This window comes from Pseudomonas sp. B21-032 (assembly GCF_024748965.1).
Classification (GTDB): domain Bacteria; phylum Pseudomonadota; class Gammaproteobacteria; order Pseudomonadales; family Pseudomonadaceae; genus Aquipseudomonas.
The window spans coordinates 898,213-918,495 of record NZ_CP087180.1; the positions used below are offsets into that span (position 1 = coordinate 898,213).

At 62.9% G+C, this 20,283-nt stretch carries 20 protein-coding genes and 3 pseudogenes; 15 read left to right on the top strand and 8 right to left on the bottom strand.

The window, feature by feature from the left end; all coding sequences use genetic code 11:
- Entirely contained in the window at positions 1 to 339 is a 339-nt protein-coding gene (locus tag LOY54_RS03990) for a DUF3565 domain-containing protein (protein ID WP_082075423.1), read from the bottom strand.
- Between LOY54_RS03990 and LOY54_RS03995 the strand changes: the two genes are divergently transcribed.
- The 3 genes from LOY54_RS03995 (at position 308) to LOY54_RS04005 (ending at position 2,652) form a co-directional block, all read left to right on the top strand.
- Positions 308 to 793 carry a peptidylprolyl isomerase gene (locus tag LOY54_RS03995; protein ID WP_045196060.1) on the top strand — a complete coding sequence of 162 codons (486 nt, stop codon included), beginning with the start codon at positions 308 to 310 and terminating at the stop codon, positions 791 to 793. The two genes, LOY54_RS03990 and LOY54_RS03995, sit on opposite strands and share 32 nt — an antisense overlap.
- A gap of 155 nt (positions 794 to 948) precedes the next feature.
- Positions 949 to 1,431, top strand: a complete 483-nt coding sequence (locus LOY54_RS04000) for a glutathione peroxidase (RefSeq protein WP_045196062.1) — start codon at positions 949 to 951, stop codon at positions 1,429 to 1,431.
- 117 nt (positions 1,432 to 1,548) lie between these two features.
- Positions 1,549 to 2,652, top strand: coding sequence for an NADH:flavin oxidoreductase (locus LOY54_RS04005; protein ID WP_258609365.1), 1,104 nt, complete (start codon positions 1,549 to 1,551; stop codon positions 2,650 to 2,652).
- Here LOY54_RS04005 and LOY54_RS04010 read toward each other — a convergent pair.
- On the bottom strand, positions 2,621 to 3,838 hold the full coding sequence (locus LOY54_RS04010) for a glycosyltransferase family 1 protein (protein ID WP_258609367.1): 1,218 nt from the start codon (positions 3,836 to 3,838) through the stop codon (positions 2,621 to 2,623). The genes LOY54_RS04005 and LOY54_RS04010 overlap by 32 nt on opposite strands.
- A gap of 267 nt (positions 3,839 to 4,105) precedes the next feature.
- On the opposite strand from LOY54_RS04010, the pseudogene LOY54_RS27550 reads away from it, so the two are divergent.
- Positions 4,106 to 4,741: pseudogene (locus LOY54_RS27550) on the top strand (PAS domain-containing protein); the annotation flags it as partial.
- 231 nt (positions 4,742 to 4,972) lie between these two features.
- Positions 4,973 to 5,332: pseudogene (locus LOY54_RS27555) on the top strand (methyl-accepting chemotaxis protein); the annotation flags it as partial.
- A 39-nt stretch (positions 5,333 to 5,371) separates the two neighbouring features.
- Here LOY54_RS27555 and cysZ read toward each other — a convergent pair.
- Complete coding sequence (gene cysZ / locus LOY54_RS04020; protein WP_045196071.1) at positions 5,372 to 6,100, bottom strand: sulfate transporter CysZ; 729 nt, start codon at positions 6,098 to 6,100, stop codon at positions 5,372 to 5,374.
- A 271-nt stretch (positions 6,101 to 6,371) separates the two neighbouring features.
- Here cysZ and LOY54_RS04025 point away from each other — a divergent pair, with 271 nt between their 5' ends.
- Positions 6,372 to 6,971 (top strand): peroxiredoxin, encoded by a 600-nt coding sequence (locus tag LOY54_RS04025; protein WP_038993853.1) that lies wholly within the window; start codon positions 6,372 to 6,374, stop codon positions 6,969 to 6,971.
- Between the two features lie 135 nt (positions 6,972 to 7,106).
- A complete protein-coding gene (gene trxB, locus LOY54_RS04030) occupies positions 7,107 to 8,069 on the top strand; it encodes a thioredoxin-disulfide reductase (protein WP_258609377.1) in 963 nt (320 codons plus the stop codon).
- Positions 8,070 to 8,131: 62 nt separating this feature from the next.
- Here trxB and nadC read toward each other — a convergent pair whose 3' ends face one another.
- Positions 8,132 to 8,980 carry a carboxylating nicotinate-nucleotide diphosphorylase gene (gene nadC, locus LOY54_RS04035; RefSeq protein ID WP_045196075.1) on the bottom strand — a complete coding sequence of 283 codons (849 nt, stop codon included), beginning with the start codon at positions 8,978 to 8,980 and terminating at the stop codon, positions 8,132 to 8,134.
- A 253-nt stretch (positions 8,981 to 9,233) separates the two neighbouring features.
- On the opposite strand from nadC, the gene LOY54_RS04040 reads away from it, so the two are divergent.
- From LOY54_RS04040 to LOY54_RS04070, 8 genes and pseudogenes are all read left to right on the top strand, one after another.
- Positions 9,234 to 11,432: a DUF1631 domain-containing protein gene (locus LOY54_RS04040; protein WP_258609379.1), complete on the top strand. Its 2,199-nt coding sequence runs from the start codon at positions 9,234 to 9,236 to the stop codon at positions 11,430 to 11,432.
- A gap of 79 nt (positions 11,433 to 11,511) precedes the next feature.
- On the top strand, positions 11,512 to 12,078 hold the full coding sequence (ampD, locus tag LOY54_RS04045; RefSeq protein ID WP_093387983.1) for a 1,6-anhydro-N-acetylmuramyl-L-alanine amidase AmpD: 567 nt from the start codon (positions 11,512 to 11,514) through the stop codon (positions 12,076 to 12,078).
- A complete protein-coding gene (ampE, locus tag LOY54_RS04050) occupies positions 12,075 to 12,908 on the top strand; it encodes a regulatory signaling modulator protein AmpE (protein ID WP_258609381.1) in 834 nt (277 codons plus the stop codon). The genes ampD and ampE overlap by 4 nt, the downstream gene beginning before the upstream one ends.
- Positions 12,909 to 14,030: 1,122 nt before the next feature.
- Positions 14,031 to 14,237: pseudogene (locus LOY54_RS27560) on the top strand (HAMP domain-containing protein); the annotation flags it as partial.
- A 150-nt stretch (positions 14,238 to 14,387) separates the two neighbouring features.
- Positions 14,388 to 15,092, top strand: a complete 705-nt coding sequence (locus LOY54_RS27565) for a methyl-accepting chemotaxis protein (protein WP_371128694.1) — start codon at positions 14,388 to 14,390, stop codon at positions 15,090 to 15,092.
- Positions 15,093 to 15,263: 171 nt separating this feature from the next.
- Entirely contained in the window at positions 15,264 to 16,478 is a 1,215-nt protein-coding gene (gene fabV, locus LOY54_RS04060; protein ID WP_123564434.1) for an enoyl-ACP reductase FabV, read from the top strand.
- 181 nt (positions 16,479 to 16,659) lie between these two features.
- A complete protein-coding gene (locus tag LOY54_RS04065) occupies positions 16,660 to 17,346 on the top strand; it encodes a GNAT family N-acetyltransferase (protein WP_045196087.1) in 687 nt (228 codons plus the stop codon).
- A 9-nt stretch (positions 17,347 to 17,355) separates the two neighbouring features.
- Positions 17,356 to 18,300 (top strand): alpha/beta fold hydrolase, encoded by a 945-nt coding sequence (locus LOY54_RS04070; protein WP_258609385.1) that lies wholly within the window; start codon positions 17,356 to 17,358, stop codon positions 18,298 to 18,300.
- On the opposite strand, the gene LOY54_RS04075 is transcribed toward LOY54_RS04070, so the two are convergent.
- From LOY54_RS04075 to LOY54_RS04090, 4 genes are read right to left on the bottom strand one after another with little or no spacing between them, the layout of a single operon-like run.
- The gene (locus LOY54_RS04075; protein ID WP_258609394.1) at positions 18,284 to 18,625 is read right to left on the bottom strand and encodes a HopJ type III effector protein; all 342 of its coding nucleotides are present in this window, start codon (positions 18,623 to 18,625) and stop codon (positions 18,284 to 18,286) included. The genes LOY54_RS04070 and LOY54_RS04075 overlap by 17 nt on opposite strands.
- Positions 18,618 to 18,914, bottom strand: a complete 297-nt coding sequence (locus LOY54_RS04080; protein ID WP_045196092.1) for a DUF1244 domain-containing protein — start codon at positions 18,912 to 18,914, stop codon at positions 18,618 to 18,620. Before LOY54_RS04080 ends, LOY54_RS04075 begins: the two co-directional genes overlap by 8 nt.
- Positions 18,915 to 18,938: 24 nt before the next feature.
- On the bottom strand, positions 18,939 to 19,637 hold the full coding sequence (gene folM / locus LOY54_RS04085; protein WP_093387995.1) for a dihydromonapterin reductase: 699 nt from the start codon (positions 19,635 to 19,637) through the stop codon (positions 18,939 to 18,941).
- A 55-nt stretch (positions 19,638 to 19,692) separates the two neighbouring features.
- Positions 19,693 to 20,262, bottom strand: coding sequence for an antibiotic biosynthesis monooxygenase (locus LOY54_RS04090; RefSeq protein WP_045196096.1), 570 nt, complete (start codon positions 20,260 to 20,262; stop codon positions 19,693 to 19,695).
- Positions 20,263 to 20,283 lie beyond the last annotated feature (21 nt).

Here is a 20,283-nt window from a genome sequence, read left to right on the forward strand (position 1 = left end):
TCAATTGCCAAGGGTAGCGCTATCGGCCCCCTGAGCGCACCAGCCACAGGCAAATGCCTGGCCGATGCGTTGCTGGCGTTGCTCGGGGTCGAGCACCCAGCTGCGTGATTGCCAGGGCGGCTGGTGGCGCAGGTGCTGGGTGTGTCCGCACGACAGCTCGACCACCCAGTGGCCGTCCTCGTCCTGATGGAAACCCAGCACCTGGCTGAAGTATCCGGCAACCCGTTTGTCCGGGTTGCGTTCGCTTTCAGGCGATGCCTTGGTTACACTTGTTCGTTCTACATTCTTATGCAAAAGGTCTCGCCCCATGCTGATCGCCGCCAACAAGGCTGTCTCCATCGACTATACCCTCACCAACGACGCTGGTGAGGTCATCGACAGCTCCGCCGGCGGCGCTCCGCTGGTCTACCTGCATGGCGCAGGCAACATCATCCCGGGCCTGGAAAAAGCCCTGGAAGGCAAAACCACCGGTGACGAGCTGGACGTTGCCGTCGAGCCGGAAGACGCCTACGGCGAATACCTGGCCGAGCTGGTCAGCACCCTGAACCGCAGCATGTTCGAAGGTGTCGACGAGCTGGAAGTGGGCATGCAGTTCCACGCTTCGGCGCCGGATGGCCAGATGCAGATCGTCACCATTCGCGACCTGGACGGCGACGACGTCACCGTTGATGGCAACCACCCACTGGCTGGCCAGCGCCTGAACTTCAAGGTCAAGGTCGTCGATGTTCGTGATGCTAGCGAAGAAGAAATCGCTCATCGTCACATCCATGGCGAAGGTGGCCATCACCACTGATTTTCTGCGCTAAGCTCAGAGAGTCGCGAAGGCGCCCGGGCAAGTCCGTCGCACTCCAGCAGGGGAAGACGGCTTGGCAGGGCGCTTTTTTAATGGGCTGGTTTTACTGATTGCAGCCCGCAGCGACAACCGGGATCTGGAAAGGGGAGTACGTCATGAGTGCATTTCACGACCTGAAGTTGCAGGCACTGGATGGCCAGGAGTTGCCTCTGGCGCCGTTCAAGGGCCAGGTGGTGCTGGTGGTCAATGTCGCCTCCAAGTGTGGCCTGACCCCGCAGTACGCGGCGCTGGAAAACCTCTATCAGCAGTACAAGGGCAAAGGCTTCAGCGTACTGGGCCTGCCGTGCAACCAGTTTGCCGGGCAGGAGCCGGGCACTGAAGAAGAAATCCAGAAGTTCTGCAGTCTGAACTACGGCGTGACCTTTCCGTTGGGCAGCAAGCTGGAGGTCAATGGTCATGACCGCCATCAGTTGTACCGTTTGCTGGCCGGTGAAGGTGCCGAGTTCCCTGGCGATATCACCTGGAACTTCGAGAAGTTTCTGGTTGGCAAGGACGGCCGGGTATTGGCGCGCTTCTCGCCGCGTACCGCGCCGGATGATCCGGCGGTGGTGCAGGCGATCGAGAAGGCCTTGGCCTGATCGGTTGATCGCGGGGCTAGCCCCGCGATGCTGTTTAATCACCCAGATCAATAGTACTGGGCCACCCGAACGGCTCACCCTATCCTCAGGCGCATTCCCTCTTCCCAGGAGCGCCGCATGTCCGCCACCGCACTGTTCAAACCCTTCCAATTGGGCGCCCTCGAGCTGCCAAGCCGCGTGGTCATGGCACCGATGACCCGCACCTTCTGCCCTGGCGGCGTGCCCCACGCACAAGTGGTCGAGTACTACCGCCGCCGCGCCGCTGCCGGCGTTGGGCTGATCATCACCGAAGGCACCACCGTCGGTCACCAGGCTGCCAACGGCTACCCGAATGTGCCGCGTTTTTACGGCGACGACGCCCTGGCTGGCTGGAAGAATGTCGTCGATGCCGTGCACGCCGAAGGCGGGCGCATCGTGCCGCAGCTCTGGCACGTGGGCAGCGTGCGCCGCCTGGGCACCGAGCCGGACGCCAGCGTGCCGGGTTATGGCCCGAGCGAGAAGCTCAAGGATGGCCAGGTTGTGGTGCACGGCATGAGCAAGGCCGATATCCGCGAAGTGATCGAGGCGTTTGCCCAGGCCGCTCGCGATGCCCAGGCCATCGGCATGGATGGCGTCGAGATCCACGGTGCCCACGGCTACCTGATTGACCAGTTCTTCTGGGAGGCCAGCAACCAGCGCACGGATGAGTACGGCGGCGACCTGGCCGGCCGTTCGCGTTTTGCCATCGAACTGATCCAGGCGGTGCGTGCGGCGGTGGGCCCGGAATTCCCGATCATTTTCCGCTTTTCGCAGTGGAAGCAGCAGGACTACAGCGCCCGCCTGGTACAGAGCGCCGAGGCCCTCGGCGCCTTCCTGCAGCCATTGGTAGACGCCGGCGTGGATATCTTCCACTGCTCGACCCGGCGCTTCTGGGAGCCGGAGTTCGAAGGCTCGGACCTCAACCTGGCCGGCTGGACCCGCCAGCTCACCGGCAAGCCGACCATCACCGTCGGCAGCGTCGGCCTGGATGGCGAGTTCCTGCAGTTCATGGTGGCGACCGACAAGGTGGCGCAACCGGCCAGGCTTGAGAACCTGCTCAAGCGCCTGACCAACGATGAGTTCGACCTGGTGGCGGTGGGCCGGGCGCTGCTGGTCGACCCGGAGTGGGCCGCCAAGGTGCGCGATGGCCGCGAGCAAGACATCCTGCCGTTCAGCCGTGAGGCGTTGACGACCCTGGTTTGATCGCAAGCGTCGCCGGGCCTGGGCGCGCAATGCTGCCCTGGTCCTGGCGACAGGCTGCCTGCAGGTGCGCTTCGAACTGTTCGACAATCGCCGGCCAGCCCTGACGGCTGGCATGCTGGCGGGCATTGAGGCGCACCCGGCGCAGAGTTTCCGGCTCTTCCAGCAACCAGCAGGCGGCATCGATAAAGGCTGCTGCATCCCCCGGCATGGCCAGCGCACCGCTATGCCCGTGGCGAATGTGCTGGGCTGCCGCGGCTTGATCGTAGGCAACCACACCCAGGCCTGAGGCCAAGGCTTCTAGCACGACGTTGCCGAAGGTTTCGGTCAGGCTGGGAAACACAAAAATATCCCCTGATGCATAGTGTTCAGCCAGGCTTTCGCCGCGCTGGGCGCCGCAGAATATTGCGTCCGGCAGGCGTTGTTCGAGCACGCTGCGTTGCGGCCCATCACCGACCACGATCAATTTGATGCGCCGTTGCGGATACTGCTGTTGCAGGGCGTCCAGGCAAGGTTGCAGCAAACCTAGGTTCTTCTCGGCGGCCAGGCGTCCGACATGCAACAGGGCAATATCATCGGCGCCCACCCCCCATTGCTCACGCAGCGCCTGGCTGCGCCGCGCCGGGTTGAACAACTGGCTATCGACTCCCCGGGCCATCAGGCTGAGGTTGTCGAAGCCGCGCCGTTCCAGCTCCAGGCGCTGGCTTGGGCTGGGCACCAGGGTGCTGTGGGTGCGCCGGTGGAACCAGCGTAGGTAGTGGGTCAGCAGGCGCGCCAGCAGGCCCAGGCCGTATTCGCTGGAGTACTGCTGGAAATTGGTGTGAAAACCGCTGACCACGGCGATCCCCAGGCGCCGCGCCGCGCGCAGAGCGCTCAGGCCCAGCGGGCCTTCGGTGGCGATGTACAGTACGTCCGGGCGCTGCCGGCGCCAGCGGCGCAGCAGCTTGTGCATCGACACCTGGCCCCATTGCAAACCCGGGTACCCCGGTAACGGCCAGCCGCGGCACAGCAGCAGGTTGTCGTCGTTGGCCGAGGGCAGTTCGGCCGCTTGCCGCGGGCGCACCAGCTCGACCCGATGGCCGCGCGATCGCAAGCCATCGCTGAGGCGGCCAAGGGTGTTGGCCACGCCGTTGATCTCGGGTGGGAAGGTTTCGCTGATCAGGGTGACATGCAGGGGCGGTGTGCTCATGAAACCAGTTTCGACCGTGCCGATTGCCGCTCTGTGACAGCTAAATGACAGATCGATGACGCCTGATTACTGGCGATTGCAGGTGCGCAAATATTTCCCAGCAAGTGACTCAAGATTGCAGGTCCGCCAGCCGATGCAGAAGCATTCGAATGACTGATTTCGCTCCGGGAGAGCGTCATGTTCAACAGCAAACTCAAGCAAGAAATCCTCCGGCTGCGCGAAGAACTGCAATCGGTAGAGCAAGTAAAGTGCAGCCTCGACAGTGAGATGCTGGTGCTGCAGCTCGATCCGCAGGGGCGCATCGAATCGGTCAACAGCAATTTCGAAAAAGAGATGCTCTACAGCAGCCATCAACTGATTGGCCGCAACATCGAGGAAATCGTCCCGGCGCACGTCAAGCAACTCGACTTTTACCAGCGCATGAAGCACGCCATTGCCCGTAGCGAGCATCTCAATGGTGCTTTCCGCCTGCTGCGGGGCAATGGCGAAGAGGCCTGGCTGCGCTCGATCCTGCAGCCGGTGAAAAACAGCGAAGGGCGCATCAAGTATTTCACCCTGCACTCCAGCGACCTGACCCGCACCATCGAAACCTCCCGCGAGCACGAGAGCCTGATCAAGGCGCTGATGCGCTCCACGGCGGTGATTGAGTTCAACCTCAACGGTGAAGTGCTGACGGCCAATGAGCGCTTCCTGCAGACCATGGGCTACAAGCTCGACCAGGTGGTGGGCAAGCATCACCGCCTGTTCTGCGAACCGGAAGAGTACAACTCGGTGGGCTATCACGCGTTCTGGGACAAGCTGCGCCGCGGTGAATTCGTCGCCGAGCGCTTCAAGCGCATTGATGCCCATGGCCGCGTGGTGTGGCTGGAGGCGTCTTACAACCCGATCATCGATGCCCACGACGTGCTCTACAAAGTGGTCAAGTTCGCCACCGTGATCACCGATCAGGTCAACCAGGAAACGGCCGTGGCCCAGGCCGCCGACATTGCCTACACCACCTCGCTGGAAACCGACGCCTGTGCGCGCAAGGCCACCGAAGTGGTGACCCAGACCGTTGACGTCATGCGCGGCCTGGAAACTTACATGCAGGAGGCTGCCGAAGGCATCGAGGCGCTGGACAAGCAGTCGCAGGTGATCGGCTCGATCATCAAGACCATCAGCGACATTGCCGGGCAGACCAACCTGCTGGCCCTCAACGCCGCCATCGAGGCCGCACGTGCCGGTGAGCAGGGCCGCGGCTTTGCCGTGGTCGCCGACGAGGTCCGGCAACTGGCCTCGCGCACCAGCACCGCCACCGAGGAAATCGCCCGGGTGGTGCAGCAGAACGAACAACTGGCCAAGGCGGCGGTGGACATCATCGACAGCAGCAAGCGCCAGGCCGAGCAGGGCCTGTCACTGGCCGGGCAGACCGGCACGGTGATCGTCGAGATTCAGGACGGTGCACAGAAGGTGGTCAACGCGGTAGGGCAGTTTTCCAACCAGCTGTCGAGCTGATGGTAGGGCCGCGTAGCCGGGCGGCTACGCGGCGCTGCTTCAGGTACGCTCGCGGACCCAGAACAGCGTGGCGCCAGCCACTGCTGCCGGCATCATCAGGATGTTGAGGAACGGCACCAGCAGCACCAGGTACACCGAGCCACCAAAACCCAGGCTCTGCCAGCGCTTTTCGCGCAGCCAGGCAAGCATGTCCTGCCAGCTCATCTTGTGGTTGTCGGCCGGGTAGTCGATGTACTGGATGGCCATCATCCAGATCCCGAACAGCAGCCACAGCGGCGCGGCGATGATGTTCACCACCGGGATCAGCGAGAGGATGAACAGACCGATCGCCCGTGGCAGGAAGTAGCCCAGCTTGCGCGCTTCGCGGCCCAGGGTACGGGGCACCATGGCGGTGAGTTCGGCCCAGCTGAAGGCCGGAAAGTCATCGGTACCGCGCACCACCACTTCGACCTTTTCCGCGAGGAAACCATTGAACGGCGCGGCAATGATGTTGGCCAGCATGGTGAAGGTGAAGAACACCATCAGCCCCACCAGCACCACGAACAGCGGCCACAGCACGTAGTTGAGAAAGCTCAGCCAGCTCGGCAGGCTGGGCATCAGCGAGTCGACCCAGAGGCTGAACTGGTGGCCGGCCAGGTAGATCAGGCCGACGAACAGCAGCAGGTTGACTGCCAGCGGCAGCAACACGAACAGGCGCAGGCTCGGGCTCAGGACCAGTTTCAGCCCTTCACGCAGGTACTGTGGGCCAGAGAGGACAGGGGCTTGCATATAAGGGAAGGCTCCGGGTAAAGGCAAACGCGCTGACCTTACCGAGTTTGCGCGACGGGCGAAAGCGCGGCGCAGAGCGAGAAACGGGCTGTAACAAAACCTCAGCAGCATCTGCGGCCAGGGCTCATAGATAAACCGCGCGCGCCTTTGCTGATGAATAGAGCCGGCCTATAAGGTGGATTGTCTAAGGATATTTCCTTAATCTCTGCCACCTCGCTAAAGTGCGCACATCTTTTCAACGCCTTCGAATTCTGACTTTCAAGGAGTTTCCATGAGCATTCTGGTCAACAAGCAAGCCCCTGATTTCGACGCGGCGGCAGTGTTGGGCGACGGTTCGATCGTCGACAGCTTCAAGCTTTCTTCCCTGCGCGGCAAGTACGTCGTGCTGTTCTTCTGGCCGCTGGACTTCACCTTTGTCTGCCCGTCGGAAATCATTGCTCACAACAACCGCATGGACAAGTTCCGCGAGCTGGGTGTGGAAGTGGTCGGTGTTTCCATCGACTCGCAGTTCACCCACCACGCCTGGCGCAGCACGCCGGTGGAGAAGGGCGGTATCGGCGCGGTCGAGTTCACCATGGTCGCCGACGTCAAGCACGAGATCACCCGTGCCTACGGTATCGAGCACGATGACGGCGTGGCCCTGCGTGCCTCGTTCCTGATCGACCAGCAAGGCGTTGTCCAGCACCAGGTGGTCAACAACCTGCCGCTGGGCCGTGAAGTCGACGAGATGATCCGCCTGGTCGAAGCCCTGCAGTTCACCGAACAGCACGGTGAGGTCTGCCCGGCCGGCTGGCGCAAGGGCCAGAAAGGCATGAAGGCCGACGCCAAGGGCGTTGCCGACTACCTGGCCGAGAACGCTGCCAGCCTGTAAGGCTGTGGCTTAACGCTTTTCAGGACCTGCGACCCAAAGCCTTCCCCAAGTGCTTCGCAGGTTCTTTTTTATTCCAGCCGGCGATCCCGGCAAAACGATGCTGGCCAGCAAGTGCCAGCTCGACAGGAGTGTGACATGTCTGAAGTACGCCATTCGCGAGTGATCATCCTCGGTTCCGGCCCTGCCGGTTACAGCGCCGCCGTCTATGCCGCGCGCGCCAACCTCAAGCCGCTGCTGATCACCGGCATGCAGGCCGGCGGCCAGCTGACCACCACCACCGAAGTCGACAACTGGCCGGGCGACGCCCACGGCCTGACCGGCCCGGCGCTGATGCAACGCATGCAGGAACACGCCGAGCGCTTCGAAACCGAAGTGGTGTTCGACCACATCAACGCCGTTGACCTGGCCAGCAAGCCGTACACCCTCAAGGGCGACAGCGCCACCTACACCTGCGACGCACTGATCATCGCCACCGGCGCCAGCGCTCGCTACCTGGGCCTGCCATCGGAAGAAGCGTTCATGGGCAAAGGCGTTTCCGCCTGCGCGACCTGCGACGGTTTCTTCTACCGCAACAAGCCGGTCGCCGTGGTCGGTGGTGGCAACACCGCCGTCGAGGAAGCCCTGTACCTGGCCAACATCGCCAGCAAGGTCACCCTGGTTCACCGCCGCGAGACCTTCCGTGCCGAGAAGATCCTCATCGACAAGCTCAACGCCCGCGTGGCCGAAGGCAAGATCGAGCTGAAACTCAATGCCACCCTGGACGAAGTGCTGGGCGACGACATGGGCGTCACCGGTGCGCGCCTGAAGAACAACGACGGCAGCTTCGACGAAATCAAGGTCGACGGCGTGTTCATCGCCATCGGTCACACCCCGAACACCTCGCTGTTCGAAGGCCAATTGACCTTGAAAGACGGCTACCTGTTAGTCAACGGTGGCCGTGACGGCAACGCCACCGCGACCAACGTTGAAGGTGTGTTCGCTGCCGGTGACGTGGCTGACCACGTGTACCGCCAGGCCATCACCTCGGCCGGTGCCGGCTGCATGGCCGCGCTGGATGTCGAGCGTTACCTGGATGGGCTGCAGAACGCAGCGCTCTGACAGGTTTGATGGTGAACAAAAAACCGGCCTGATGGCCGGTTTTTTTGTCTCTGCATTCTGCCTCAGAGGCTCAGGCGCATGGACAGGTCCACCGCTTTTACATCCTTGGTCATCGCCCCGATGGAGATGTAGTCGACACCCGTTTCGGCGATTACCCGCAAGGTGCTTTCCGTCACCCCGCCGCTGGCTTCCAGCTTGGCCTTGCCGGCATTCAGGCGCACCGCTTCGCGCATGTCGTCCAGGCTCAGTTCATCGAGCATGATGATGTCGGCGCCCGCTTCCAGCGCTTCTTTGAGCTCATCCAGGCTTTCGACCTCGATTTCTACCGGCTTGCCCGGGGCAATGCGGTGCGCGGCGCTGATCGCCTGGGCGATGCCACCGCTGGCGGCGATATGGTTTTCCTTGATCAGGAAGGCGTCGTAGAGGCCGATGCGGTGGTTATGGCAGCCGCCGCAGGTAACCGCGTACTTTTGCGCCAGGCGCAGGCCGGGCAGGGTCTTGCGAGTGTCGAGCAGTTTGACCTGGGTGTCGGCGACCTTGTCGGCGAGGAACTGCGCGTGGCTGGCGACGCCTGAGAGCATCTGCAGGAAGTTCAGCGCCGAGCGCTCGCCACTGAGCAAGGATCGGGCCGGGCCTTCGAGGTGGAACAGTACCTGGTTGGCGCTGGCACGCTCGCCATCAGCGACCTGCCAGTGCACCGCAACCCGTGGGTCGAGTTGGCGGAACACCGCGTCGACCCAGGCCGTGCCGGCAATCACGCAGTCATCGCGGGTAATGATGGTGGCCTTGGCCAGGCGCTCGGCCGGGATCAACTGGGCGGTGATGTCGCCACTGCCGATGTCTTCAAGCAACGCACGGCGCACGTTGGCTTCGATTTCGGCGGTCAGGTCGGCGAGGCGTAAATTCGGCATGGCGGGCTCCACAAGCTAAGTGCTGGCGATTATAGGGCAGGGCAGCCCGCGCTTGCAGCAAACACTGTAGTGGCGGCCAAAGCTTGACCTTTGGTCAGGCCAACTGAGCTTTTTGTCCGGGCACCGGTCTATCAGCAGCGGCATGTGCGCACTGGCGAGCAGGAGGTTTTTACTCGATAATGCGCCTTGTATTTGGCGTCATAGCTTTGACGACCGCTAAAAAGCTCAAAATCGAACCTGCAAGGAGACCAGGATGCACAACGACGGGAAGGTGGTGCCGATCAAGGCCATCACCGATCAGGCGCACACAGCGCCCCTCGCTCGTCTGCCGGTGGTGCTTCTGCAGGTACGTGACAAGGCCGCGCTGCAACTGCGCCAGGGCCTGCAGGCGTTGTTCGACAACGCCGACGACACCCTGTTCGAGATGGCTGACAAGGCCGCGAGCAACGTTGAACAGAACATCCTTTTCGAAGCCATGCGCGACCTGCGCCTCAAGCGCAAGAACATCGAGCGCGGTTACCTCGACCATTTCTATGAAGCATTCGTGCAGATCGGCCAGCCCGATGCCCTGCCGGCCCTGCACAGCCATGGCTACGACCGCCTGGCGCTGGTGGCCAATGACGAGCTGGAACGTACCGTGGCCCTGGATGCCATGGTCGCGCGGGTGCTGGCCCGCGACGGTATCGCCCTCAACCAGTTGACCTTGCGCTTCAGCGCCCTGGTCGGCCAGGCCCTGGACGATCCGCGCAACCCGCTGGGCCCGGCGATGCTGTGCGATTATTTTTTGCGCGCCGGGCGCAGCCTGGGCGTGGGCATCAAGGTCAAGCTGATCATCCTCAAATTGTTTGAGCGCTATGTGCTGCACGACGTCGACCAGTTGTACGGCGAGGCCAACCAGTTGCTGATTGCCACCGGCGTGTTGCCCGAACTCAAGGCCGTGCCGCGACGCCGCGCCCAGGACCGCCCGCCGGCTGAGCGCGAGGCTGCGGCCAGCACAACCGACCAGCAATCGCCCAGTGATCCGCTGGATGCCAACGGCCAGGCGGTATTTGCCTCGTTGCAGGCGCTGCTATCGCCGGTGCGCGGGCGAGTTGCCCCGCGCCTGGAGGCCTGTGAGCAGGTCCAGGCGATCAGCACCCGTGACCTGTTGCGCCTGCTTTCGCACCTGCAGCATTACGTGCCGCCGACAGCGCAGACCGATGACTTCGACCTGCACCAGCAGCTTGAACAGTTGCTGACCCGGGTCAGCGTAAAGAGCGGCACCTACCGCAAGATCGAGGTGGTCGACGAAGATGTCATCAACCTGATCGCCATGCTCTTCGAGTTCATCCTCGCCGATCGCAACCTGCCGCGTTCACTGCGCGCCCTGATCGGCCGCATGCAAATCCCGATGCTCAAGGTCGCGGTCCTCGACAAGAGTTTTTTCAGCCGCAGCAGCCACCCGGCCCGGCGCCTGCTCAACGAAATCGCCACGGCGGCCATGGGCTGGGGTGCCAGCGATGATTGCCAGCGTGACAGCCTGTACCTGCGGGTAGAAAAAATCGTCCAGCGCCTGCTCAGCGACTTTGTCGACGACCCGGCGATATTTTCCGAACTGCTCGCCGAATTTCTCGCCTTCAGCAGTGATGAGCGACGTCGTAATGAGCTGCTCGAACAACGCACCCGCGACGCCGAAGAAGGCCGCGCACGTACTGCCCTGGCCCGTCAGCGGGTGCAGCAGGAGCTCAACCGGCGCCTGCTCGGCCGCTCGCTGCCGCGGGTGGTGGTGCGCTTGCTTGAAGAGGCCTGGAGCCAGGTGCTGTTGCTGGCCTGCCTCAAGCATGGCGACACCTCCAGCCAGTGGCTCGAAGCCCTGGAGACCATGGATGAGCTGATCTGGAGCGTGCAACCGCACACTGAAGACGCAGCGCGCCTGCGCCTGCTGGAGCTGGTGCCGGGCCTGCTCAAGGCCTTGCGCGATGGCCTGGCCAGCGCCGCCTTCGATCCGTTTGCCACCAGCGAATTCTTTGCCCAGCTTGAAATTCTCCATGTGCAGATGTTCGATACGCCGGTGGTCGGTGGGCGGGTGGTGCCCAACGACGTCAGCGAGCGGGTGCTGGTGCTTGATGAAATCGTCCTGCGCGCGCCTGAGGCCGGCGAGCCGCAAGCAGCCCAGGTACGCCTGGCCGATGACGACCCGGCATTGCTGCAGGTCGAGCGCCTGCGCATCGGTGCCTGGGTCGAGCTGCTCGATGAAGACGAGGTGCAGCGCTGCAAGCTGATTGCCCAGATCGACAGCACCGACCGTTTCATCTTCGTCAACCGCACCGGCCTCAAGGTCCGCGAATGGTCGCGCATGGCCCTGGCCGTGGCCTTGCGCCGCGGGCATGTGCGCCAGCTGGACGACACCCTGCTGTTCGACCGGGCCCTGGACTCTGTGCTCAGCCAGTTACGCCAGGCGCAGGCACGCTAGTTTCCTGCGCGTTTTAACGATGCATCCCGCGTCACCACGGGGCATACTGAGCCAGTGCCCCCGTGTCTCAGGATTTTCTATGCAACTGGACCGCGCTACTGGCTGGTTCGCCGGCGTTTGCCATTGTCCCTCGCCCAACTGCAATGCCCGCGCCGAGGGTGAAGTCATCTCCCTGCTGGTTATCCACAACATCAGCTTGCCGCCAGCGCAGTTCGGTACCGGCAAGGTCCAGGAATTTTTCCAGAACCGCCTGGATGCCAGCGAACACCCGTATTTCGAAGGTATCCAGCACCTGCGCGTGTCGGCGCACTTTCTCATCGAACGTGACGGCAAGGTCACTCAGTTTGTCTCTTGTCTGGACCGCGCCTGGCATGCCGGGGTGTCCTGTTTCGACGGGCGTGAGGCATGCAACGACTTTTCCATCGGTATCGAGCTTGAAGGCACTGATGAATTGCCTTTCACCGATGCCCAGTATCAGGCGCTACAAACATTGACCCGGCAGATCCAGGCTGCCTGGCCAGCCATTGGCACTGAACGGATTCAGGGCCACAGCGACATTGCCCCGGGACGCAAGACCGACCCTGGTGATGCATTTGACTGGCCGCGCTACCGCGCCGGCCTCAAGGACAAGGAGGAACACCCATGAGTTTTCTGGTGCTGTTGCTGGTGCTGTGGTTCGAGAAGTTCTCGGCCCTGCGCCAGCGCCTGCAACGCGACGGTTTTTTCGTCACCGAGCTTGCGCGCCTGGAGCGTGACGGCAGACGCCACCCCTGGTGGGTTATGGGCATCCTGGTGTTGCTGCCGGTGGGCCTGCTGGCCTTGCTGCTGCACGTGCTGGAGCCGGTGGCCTACGGTTTGCTGGCCTTGCCGGTGCACCTGCTGGTGCTGATCTACAGCCTCGGTCGTGGCGACATCAAGGCCGCGCAAGGACCGTTTCGCGATGCCTGGCGCCGTGGTGACGAGCAAGCGGCAGTGCATGTCGCCGAGCGCGACCTGGGCCTGACCGCCGACGATGCCCAGGCATTGCTGGAGCGGGTGCAGGGCAACCTGTTGTGGCAGGCCTACCAGAGCTTTTTCGCGGTGATTTTCTGGTACTTCCTGCTCGGCCCGGCGGCTGCCCTGGCCTATCGGCTATTGGCGCTGACCGCCGAACATGGGCGCACCCCTGCGTTGCGCGAGCATGCCTTGCAACTGCGCCACGCCTTTGACTGGGCGCCGGTGCGCGTGCTGGGCGTGAGTTTTGCCCTGGTTGGCAACTTCGTCGCGGTCAGCCGGGTGATGCTGCACGAACTGCTCAACTGGCACATCAGTGCCGCCGGCTTGATCAGCACAGTTGGCCGTGTAGCCGGTGATTTGCCGGCCAGCACGTCGGCAGGCCCCGATGGTCTGCTCGGGCTGGATAACCTGTGGGAGTTGCTGCTGCGCTCGGCAGTGCTCTGGTACGCCTGTTTCGCCCTGTGGACCGTGCTTGGCTAAGAGTCGTGACGGAGCGGCCGTTGGTCGCTCCGCAGCCGGTTAACCTTAAGTTACAAACCCCCGATCCGATATGCGCTATACAGGTGCTGCTGAATACACTCAGTGGCCTTGTGCCACTGTGCGCAGAACAATAAGAATCGGAGGGCGCCACCTGTGAACAGCCTGTTGTATCCGGCCATCGCGTTGATGAACCGACTGAGCTTCGGGATGAAGTTCAGCCTGATCAGTATTCTGTTTTTCCTGCCCATGCTGGTGACCAACTATTACCTGGTCCGCGATTCCTATGCGCAGTTCCACGCCACCCGCACCGAGCTGCAGAGCCTGGAGTTGCTGGCCAGCAGCCTGGCCCTGCGCGGCGAGGTGGAAGCCCTCGGCAACCTGGTGCAGATCAATGCCGTGCTCGGCCAATCGGGCAAGGCCGCGGATCTCGAGACGCAGATAGCCGGCGTCGAGCAACAGGTGCAGCGGCGCCTGTCCGCCTTGGCGGCAATGAGCGGCGATGAAGCACAGGTCAAGGCTTTTGATGACAAGCGCAGCGAGATGCTCGAGACCCTCAAGGCGGCCCAGGGCGAGTCTTCGCTGTCCAGCAAGGTGGCGTTTTTCGACAAGCTGCTGGGCCAGGCCCAGGTGCTCAGCAAAGTGATTGCCAGCCAGGCCGGGCTCAGCCAGGACAGTGACTCGGCGATTCGCCAGCTCAGTGAACTGATGACCACGGTCACTGCGCAGGTGACCCAGACCCTCGGCGAGGGACGGGCGATCGGCTCGTATTCGCTCGGCCAGGGCTTTGTCAATTCGGCGTCCAGCGCACGCTTCGATGACCTGCTGCAGAAACTGGAAAAACTCGGCGCCGACTACGCCATCCGCCTCGATGAAGCGCTGGCTACCGAGCCCGGCGCGCAAGCGCGGCTGGGCAGCCTGGCCAGCAGCAGCCAGGCGTCGCTCAAGCAGGCCAGTGAACTGATCGAGGAGCAGGTCGTCGTCGCCGACACCCTCGACGCGCCCTGGCCGGGGTTCTACAAGCAGTTCAGCGGTTTGATCGAGCAGACCTACACACTCAACAGCGCCGTTGGCGAGTTCCTCGGCCACCAGCTCGAGCAACGCCTGGCGGAACACCGCTCGCACATGGTCCTGCAGGTCTGCGCGCTGGCCGCGGTGTTCCTGCTGATTGTCTACCTCTACAGCGGCTTCTACGCCTCGACCCGCAACACCCTCAAAAGCCTCGGCGCGGTGATGGACAAGGTCGCTGCCGGTGACATGACGGTGAACTTCCAGGCCAGCAGCCGCGATGAACTGGGTGAGTTGGGCCAGGTATTCAACGGCACCGTGCGGCGCATTCATGACCTGATCGAACAGGTCGGCCACACCGTCGCCGAGGTCGAGCGCCAGGCCGAGCAGGTGTACGCGGTGTCGGCGCGCAGCAACCAGGCGGTCAGCGGCCAGCGTGGACAGATCGAACAGGTGGCCACGGCCATGAACCAGATGTCGGCCACCGCCCAGGAGGTAGCGCGCAGCGCCGCGGCGGCAGTCAGCAGCGCCCACGGCGTCAACCGCGAAACCGTCAGCGGCCGCGGCCTGGTGCAAACTCAGCAGGGCAATATCGCCCGCCTGGCCGGCGAAATCGACCAGTCGGTGGCGGTGATCAACCAGCTGGCCAGCGACAGCAAGGCCATCAGCCGGGTGCTGGAGGTGATCAAGAGCATCGCCGAGCAGACCAACCTGCTGGCCCTCAACGCTGCTATCGAAGCGGCCCGGGCGGGTGAGCAGGGCCGTGGCTTTGCCGTGGTCGCCGATGAAGTGCGGACCCTGGCCAAGCGCACCCAGCACTCCACCGAGGAGATCGAGCAGATGATCTCGCGCCTGCAAGGCGGGGTAGGGGCTGCCGTCAAGGCCATGGACAGCAGCCATCAGATGGCCTCGGGCACCGTCGGCGAGTCGCAACAGGTGCAGCAGGCGCTGGAGAACATCCTTGGCGCCATCGGCAGTATCGTCGACCAGAACCAGCAGATCGCCGCCGCAGTGGAGCAGCAGACGGCGGTGGCCCATGACATCGACCAGAACATCGTCGAGATCAACCGGGCGGCGGAAAACACCACCCAGGGCGCGCACCAGACCGAGGACGCCAGCCGCCAGCTGTCGACCCAGGTGCTGGAACTCAAGCGTCTGATCGGTGCGTTCCGGGTCTGAGATCAGCGGTTGCTGAAGTTTTCCGCGCTGTGACAAAGTAGCGCCCTGCAGGATTCCAGGGAGCCGGATGTGTCGGCAACGCTGCGGGTGTAGTCTCACCCTCACAGCAAACGGAACCTCGAGTCCACGCGATTCGGCTCCCTCAGCAAATTCACTGACGAGGTACAGACATTGGCCATCATCCATCCCAAAGTCCGCGGTTTTATCTGCACCACTACGCACCCGACCGGTTGCGAGCTGAACGTACGTGATCAGATCGAAGCCACCCGCAAGCTGGGCGTGCGCGAGGATGGTCCGAAAAAAGTACTGGTGATCGGTGCATCCAGCGGCTACGGCCTGGCAGCGCGCATCACCGCAGCGTTCGGTTTCAAGGCCGACACCCTGGGCGTGTTCTTCGAAAAACCGGGCACTGAAACCAAGGCCGGCACCGCGGGCTGGTACAACGCTGCCGCCTTCGACAAGTTCGCCAAGGCCGAAGGCCTGTACAGCAAGTCGATCAATGGCGATGCCTTCTCTGACGAAGCGCGGGCCAAGGTCATCGAGCTGATCAAGAACGAAATGGGCGGCCAGGTCGACCTGGTGATCTACTCGCTGGCCTCGCCAGTGCGCAAACTGCCTGCCTCGGCCGGTGAGCGCGCCGGCGAGCTGGTTCGCTCGGCGCTCAAACCAATCGGCCAGCCGTACAAGTCGACCGCCATCGACACCAACAAGGACACCATCATCGAGGCGTCCATCGAGCCGGCTACCGAACAGGAAATTGCCGACACCGTCACCGTCATGGGCGGCCAGGACTGGGAGCTGTGGATCGACGCCCTGAACGCCGCCGGTGTTCTGGCGCCGCAAGCGCGCACCGTGGCCTTCAGCTACATCGGCACCGAGATCACCTGGCCGATCTACTGGCACGGTGCCCTGGGCAAGGCCAAGCAGGACCTGGACGAAACTGCCCTGCGCCTGAGCAAAAAGGTCGGTGGCAGCGCCAACGTGGCGGTGCTCAAGTCGGTGGTTACCCAGGCCAGCTCGGCCATTCCGGTAATGCCGCTGTACCTGTCGATGGTCTTCAAGATCATGCAGGAAAAGGGCGTTCACGAAGGGACCCAGGATCAACTGGATCGCATGTTCCGTGACCGTATGTACCGTGCGGACGGTGCTGCGCCGCAGCTGGACGAGAAAGGCCGCCTGCGCCTGGACGACTGGGAACTGCGTGACGATGTACAGGATGCCTGCAAGGCCCTGTGGCCGCAGGTGACCACCGAGAACCTGTTCGAAATGACCGATTACGCCGGTTACAAGAAGCAGTTCCTCAACCTGTTCGGTTTCGAGCGTCAGGATGTTGACTACGACGCCGATGTGGCTACCGACGTACGGTTCGACTGCGTCGAGCTGTAATTAGGCGTTGCTAACTCTTTGTTGTCGCACCTGTTTTTCCTCAGGTGCGGCAACAGTTTCAAACTCGAAACACAATTTGAAACAAGTATGTCAGTGGCCTTTTGCTACCCCCTCCTCGGCACTGATCTATACCACTCATTCAAATGCCCTTTAAACCGTCAAGGTTTCGACAGGAGGCACCATGAGTGGACTGCAAAAACTAAAAGAGCGGATCAGGCAAAAGGGTCTGCAAAAGGTCCTCAAAACCCTGTGTGAGCGCTACATCTTCTTCCATTGGGAGTTGCTGTGGATGGAGCGCGACCTGATCAGCCCGGTACCGCCGCACAATCTGCGTGAGCATCCTGCGGTGCGCCTGGTGCAAATCACCACGGACAACGCCGATGCCTTCGCCCGCTATTTTGGCGACCGCGTGCAGACCATGCGCGAACTGGCCGCCGAAGGTCACACCGGGCACATGTACCTGGACGAGCAGGGCGACGCCGTGGCGTTTATTTTTGCCAGCATGCGCGACTATCACGACCGTCATTACTACGGCTGTACCTTCCCGGTGAAGCCCGGCGAGTTCTTTGAGTTCGGCGGCGAGATGACCCGTGCCTTCTTTGGCACCCGGCTGTCGGTGGATGCCCAGGTCAATTTGTGGGAAGCCATGCGGGAAAAGGGCTGCCACAAGGTGGTGGACGTCTGCGAAACCCACAACATTCCGGCGCTCAAGCTGCATCTGCGCATGGGCTATCACGAGCAGGGGCGGGTGATGCACGTGTATGGCCTGTTCGGACGCTGGCGCCTGTTCCGTGAAACCCGCTACGATGGCTCGCGACTGAGCGGTTTGCGCAAGGTCCCTGCACCGCGGGTAGCGGCTTCGGCATGACAGAGGTCGATGAGCAGTCTCGAAGCATTCCCGGCTTTGCCCGTTGCCAGCAACTGCGGCGAGGCCTTTCGTGAGATCACCGCCGATGGCTATGCCCTCGGCGGTTTCTGTTGGCGCCAGCAGGTGCCGGACGCCACGCGCCCGCTGGTGATCATCAATGCCGCCACGTCAGTGCGCTGCAGCTACTACGCCCGTTTTGCCCAGTACCTGTTCGGCCATGGCCTGGATGTCATCACCTATGACTATCGTGGCATCGGCGAGTCGCGCCCGGCGTCCATGCGCCATTTCCAGGCGTCCTGGAGCGACTGGGGCGTGCTGGATTTCGAAGCCATCCTGCAACGTGCCCAGCGCGAGTTCCGCGGCCAGCCCATCGATGTGGTCGGCCACAGTTTTGGCGGTTGCGCGGCGGGGCTGGCGCCTTCGGCGGGGCAATTGCGCCGGCTGGTCACAGTGGGCGCGCAGTTTGCCTACTGGCGCGACTATGCCGCCGACAGCCGCTGGCAACTGTTCGGCAAATGGCACGTGCTGATGCCGTTGCTGACCCGCGTGTTCGGTTACTTTCCCGGCAAGCGCCTGGGCTGGCTGGAAGACACCCCGGCCGGGGTGGTTCGCGACTGGAGTACGCGCACGGCGGCGTATGAGCAGCGCCCCAGTGGCCGGGCGCTGGGTGAATTGCCCTTCGCCCGGGTCAGGGCGCAAACCCTGGCCATCAGCCTGAGTGACGACCCGTTTGGCACGGTGGCGGCGATCGAGCGCTTACTGGCGTACTTCGAGGCCAGTGAGCGCAGCCATCTGCGCATCGCCCCGGGGGATATCGATGAAAGCCGGATCGGTCATTTCGCCTTTTTCCACAGCCGCTTCCAGGAACGGCTGTGGCCAATTGCCCTGCACTGGTTGCAGCACGGGCAACTGGCCGAAGGCACGCCAGGGCGCTTGATCAGCCCAGGCGCTTGAGCGGCTGGGCGGCGAACTTGACGCCCGCCAGGCCATGCTCGATCAACGCGCGAATGTTGCTGTGGTCGCTGCCTTGCGGGGTGGCCAGCACCGAGCGGTAGTGCTCGCCAAACGCCAGCAGGGCTTCGCCATCGCTCAGGCCCTCAAGCAGGGCCAGGCCCAGGGTCTTGCACGAACCTTCGTTTTGCCCGGCTGCGTTGTCGACGCCGCCGTTGTTGAAGGCTTGTGGCTGGTAGCTGTAGTTGGCGGCGATGAAGGCCAGGGTGTCGGCGAAGGCATGTTCGCCGGATTTCAGGCTGGCGCGCAGGGTACTCAGGTCAGTCATTGGGTTTTCCTTTGGCGAACGCCGCTTGTTGTTCGGCGCTGGCTTCTTGCTGGTAAAGGGATTTCCATTCGGCGTAAGGCATGCCGTAGACCACTTCGCGGGCCTCATCCATGCTCAGCTCGATCTGCTTTTCGTCGGCGGCGGCCTTGTACCATTTGGACAGGCAGTTGCGGCAGAAGCCGGCGAGGTTCATCAGGTCGATGTTCTGCACGTCCTTGCGGCTGTCCAGGTGGGCAACCAGGCGGCGGAAGGCGGCGGCTTCAAGTTCGAGTTTCTGTTGATCGTTCATGGACGTTCTCGTGACAGCGGTAGGTCAGTCTACCGCGATGCGGTTTTTCAGGTGGCGGCCACCGTTGATGACCAGGTTGCTGCCGGTGCTGTACTGGCTGTCGAGCAGAAAACGCACGGCATCGATCAGCGGCTGGGCGCCGGGCTCGAATTCCAGCAGGGCCTTTCTCAGGGTCTGCTGGCGGTAGGCCTCGTCGCTGTTTTCCTTGAGGATCAGCAAGCCCGGGAGGATCGCGTTGACGCGAATGCTCGGCGCGTACTTGGCCGCGAACGACAGCACCATGTTCTGCAGCGCGGCCTTGGTGGCGGCATAGCCGATATGGCTGCCGCTGCCGCGCGAGGAGGTCTCGTCGCAGATATGGATGATGTCGGCTTTGTCGACTTTGGCCAGTTGCGCGCCGAGGGCCAGGTTCAGGTGATAGGGCGCCTCGACGTGCAGCTTGAACATGGTGTTGAGGTTGGCCAGGTCATCGTCGAGCCACAACGAGGCGTTGTGCACGATCGCCCGCAAGCCGTCGTAATTGCTTTGCAGGTGCTCGATCAGGGCCAGGCGGTCGGCTTCCTGGCACAGGTCGGCCTGGAACTGGATGATGTTCGGGTGCGCGGCCTCGGGGCTTTTGCTGCGGCTGGCGCTGACCACGGTATGGCCGGCCTGCGCCAGGTTCAGGGCCAGCGCCAGCCCGACTCGCTGGCTGGCTCCGGTGACAAGAATTGGGCTGTTCATGGTGGGGGCGGTCAACTTTTACTGGTTCGCTTGGATAACCCCCAGCATACCCGAACTAAGCGGGATTGCGCGCGCCCTGCGGCCCCGGGCGGGCGGGGCTGGCGTTCAGCCAGTTGGCCAGCAGGCGGGTCGACAAAGGAATAAAGAAATACACCATCAACGGCGTCAGCCCCAGGGTACTGAGAAGGATGCGCGGCACCAGCTCCAGCGCGCCCAGCCAGTGGCCGAAGATCAGGTTGAACAGCAGTGACACCGGAAAGAACGCCAGCCAGATTGCCACCGCCTGCTTCCAGCGCGGCGGGCGCTGCACCGGGTTATTGCCGAACCAGCCTTCCAGGCCGCTGACCCGCTGTTCCGATGGCTCGGCGAACAGGCCATTGCCACGGGCCAGCCAGGCCTTGCGCGAGGCCGAATGCTCCCAGGCATGCATGGTCTGCTCGTTGGCAAAGCGGAAGATAATCTGGAATTCGTCGCCTTGCGGCGGCGGCGCGAGCACGCCCGAGCCCAGGTAGCCGGGAAAGTCGGTGGCCAGCTGTTCGCCTTCGTGCAGCCAGGCCATCAGGTCCTGGTAGCGACCATCGGCGACGCGGCGGGTAACCATCAGGGTTACGGGTGGGGTAGACATGGTATATCTCCTAGCAACTGG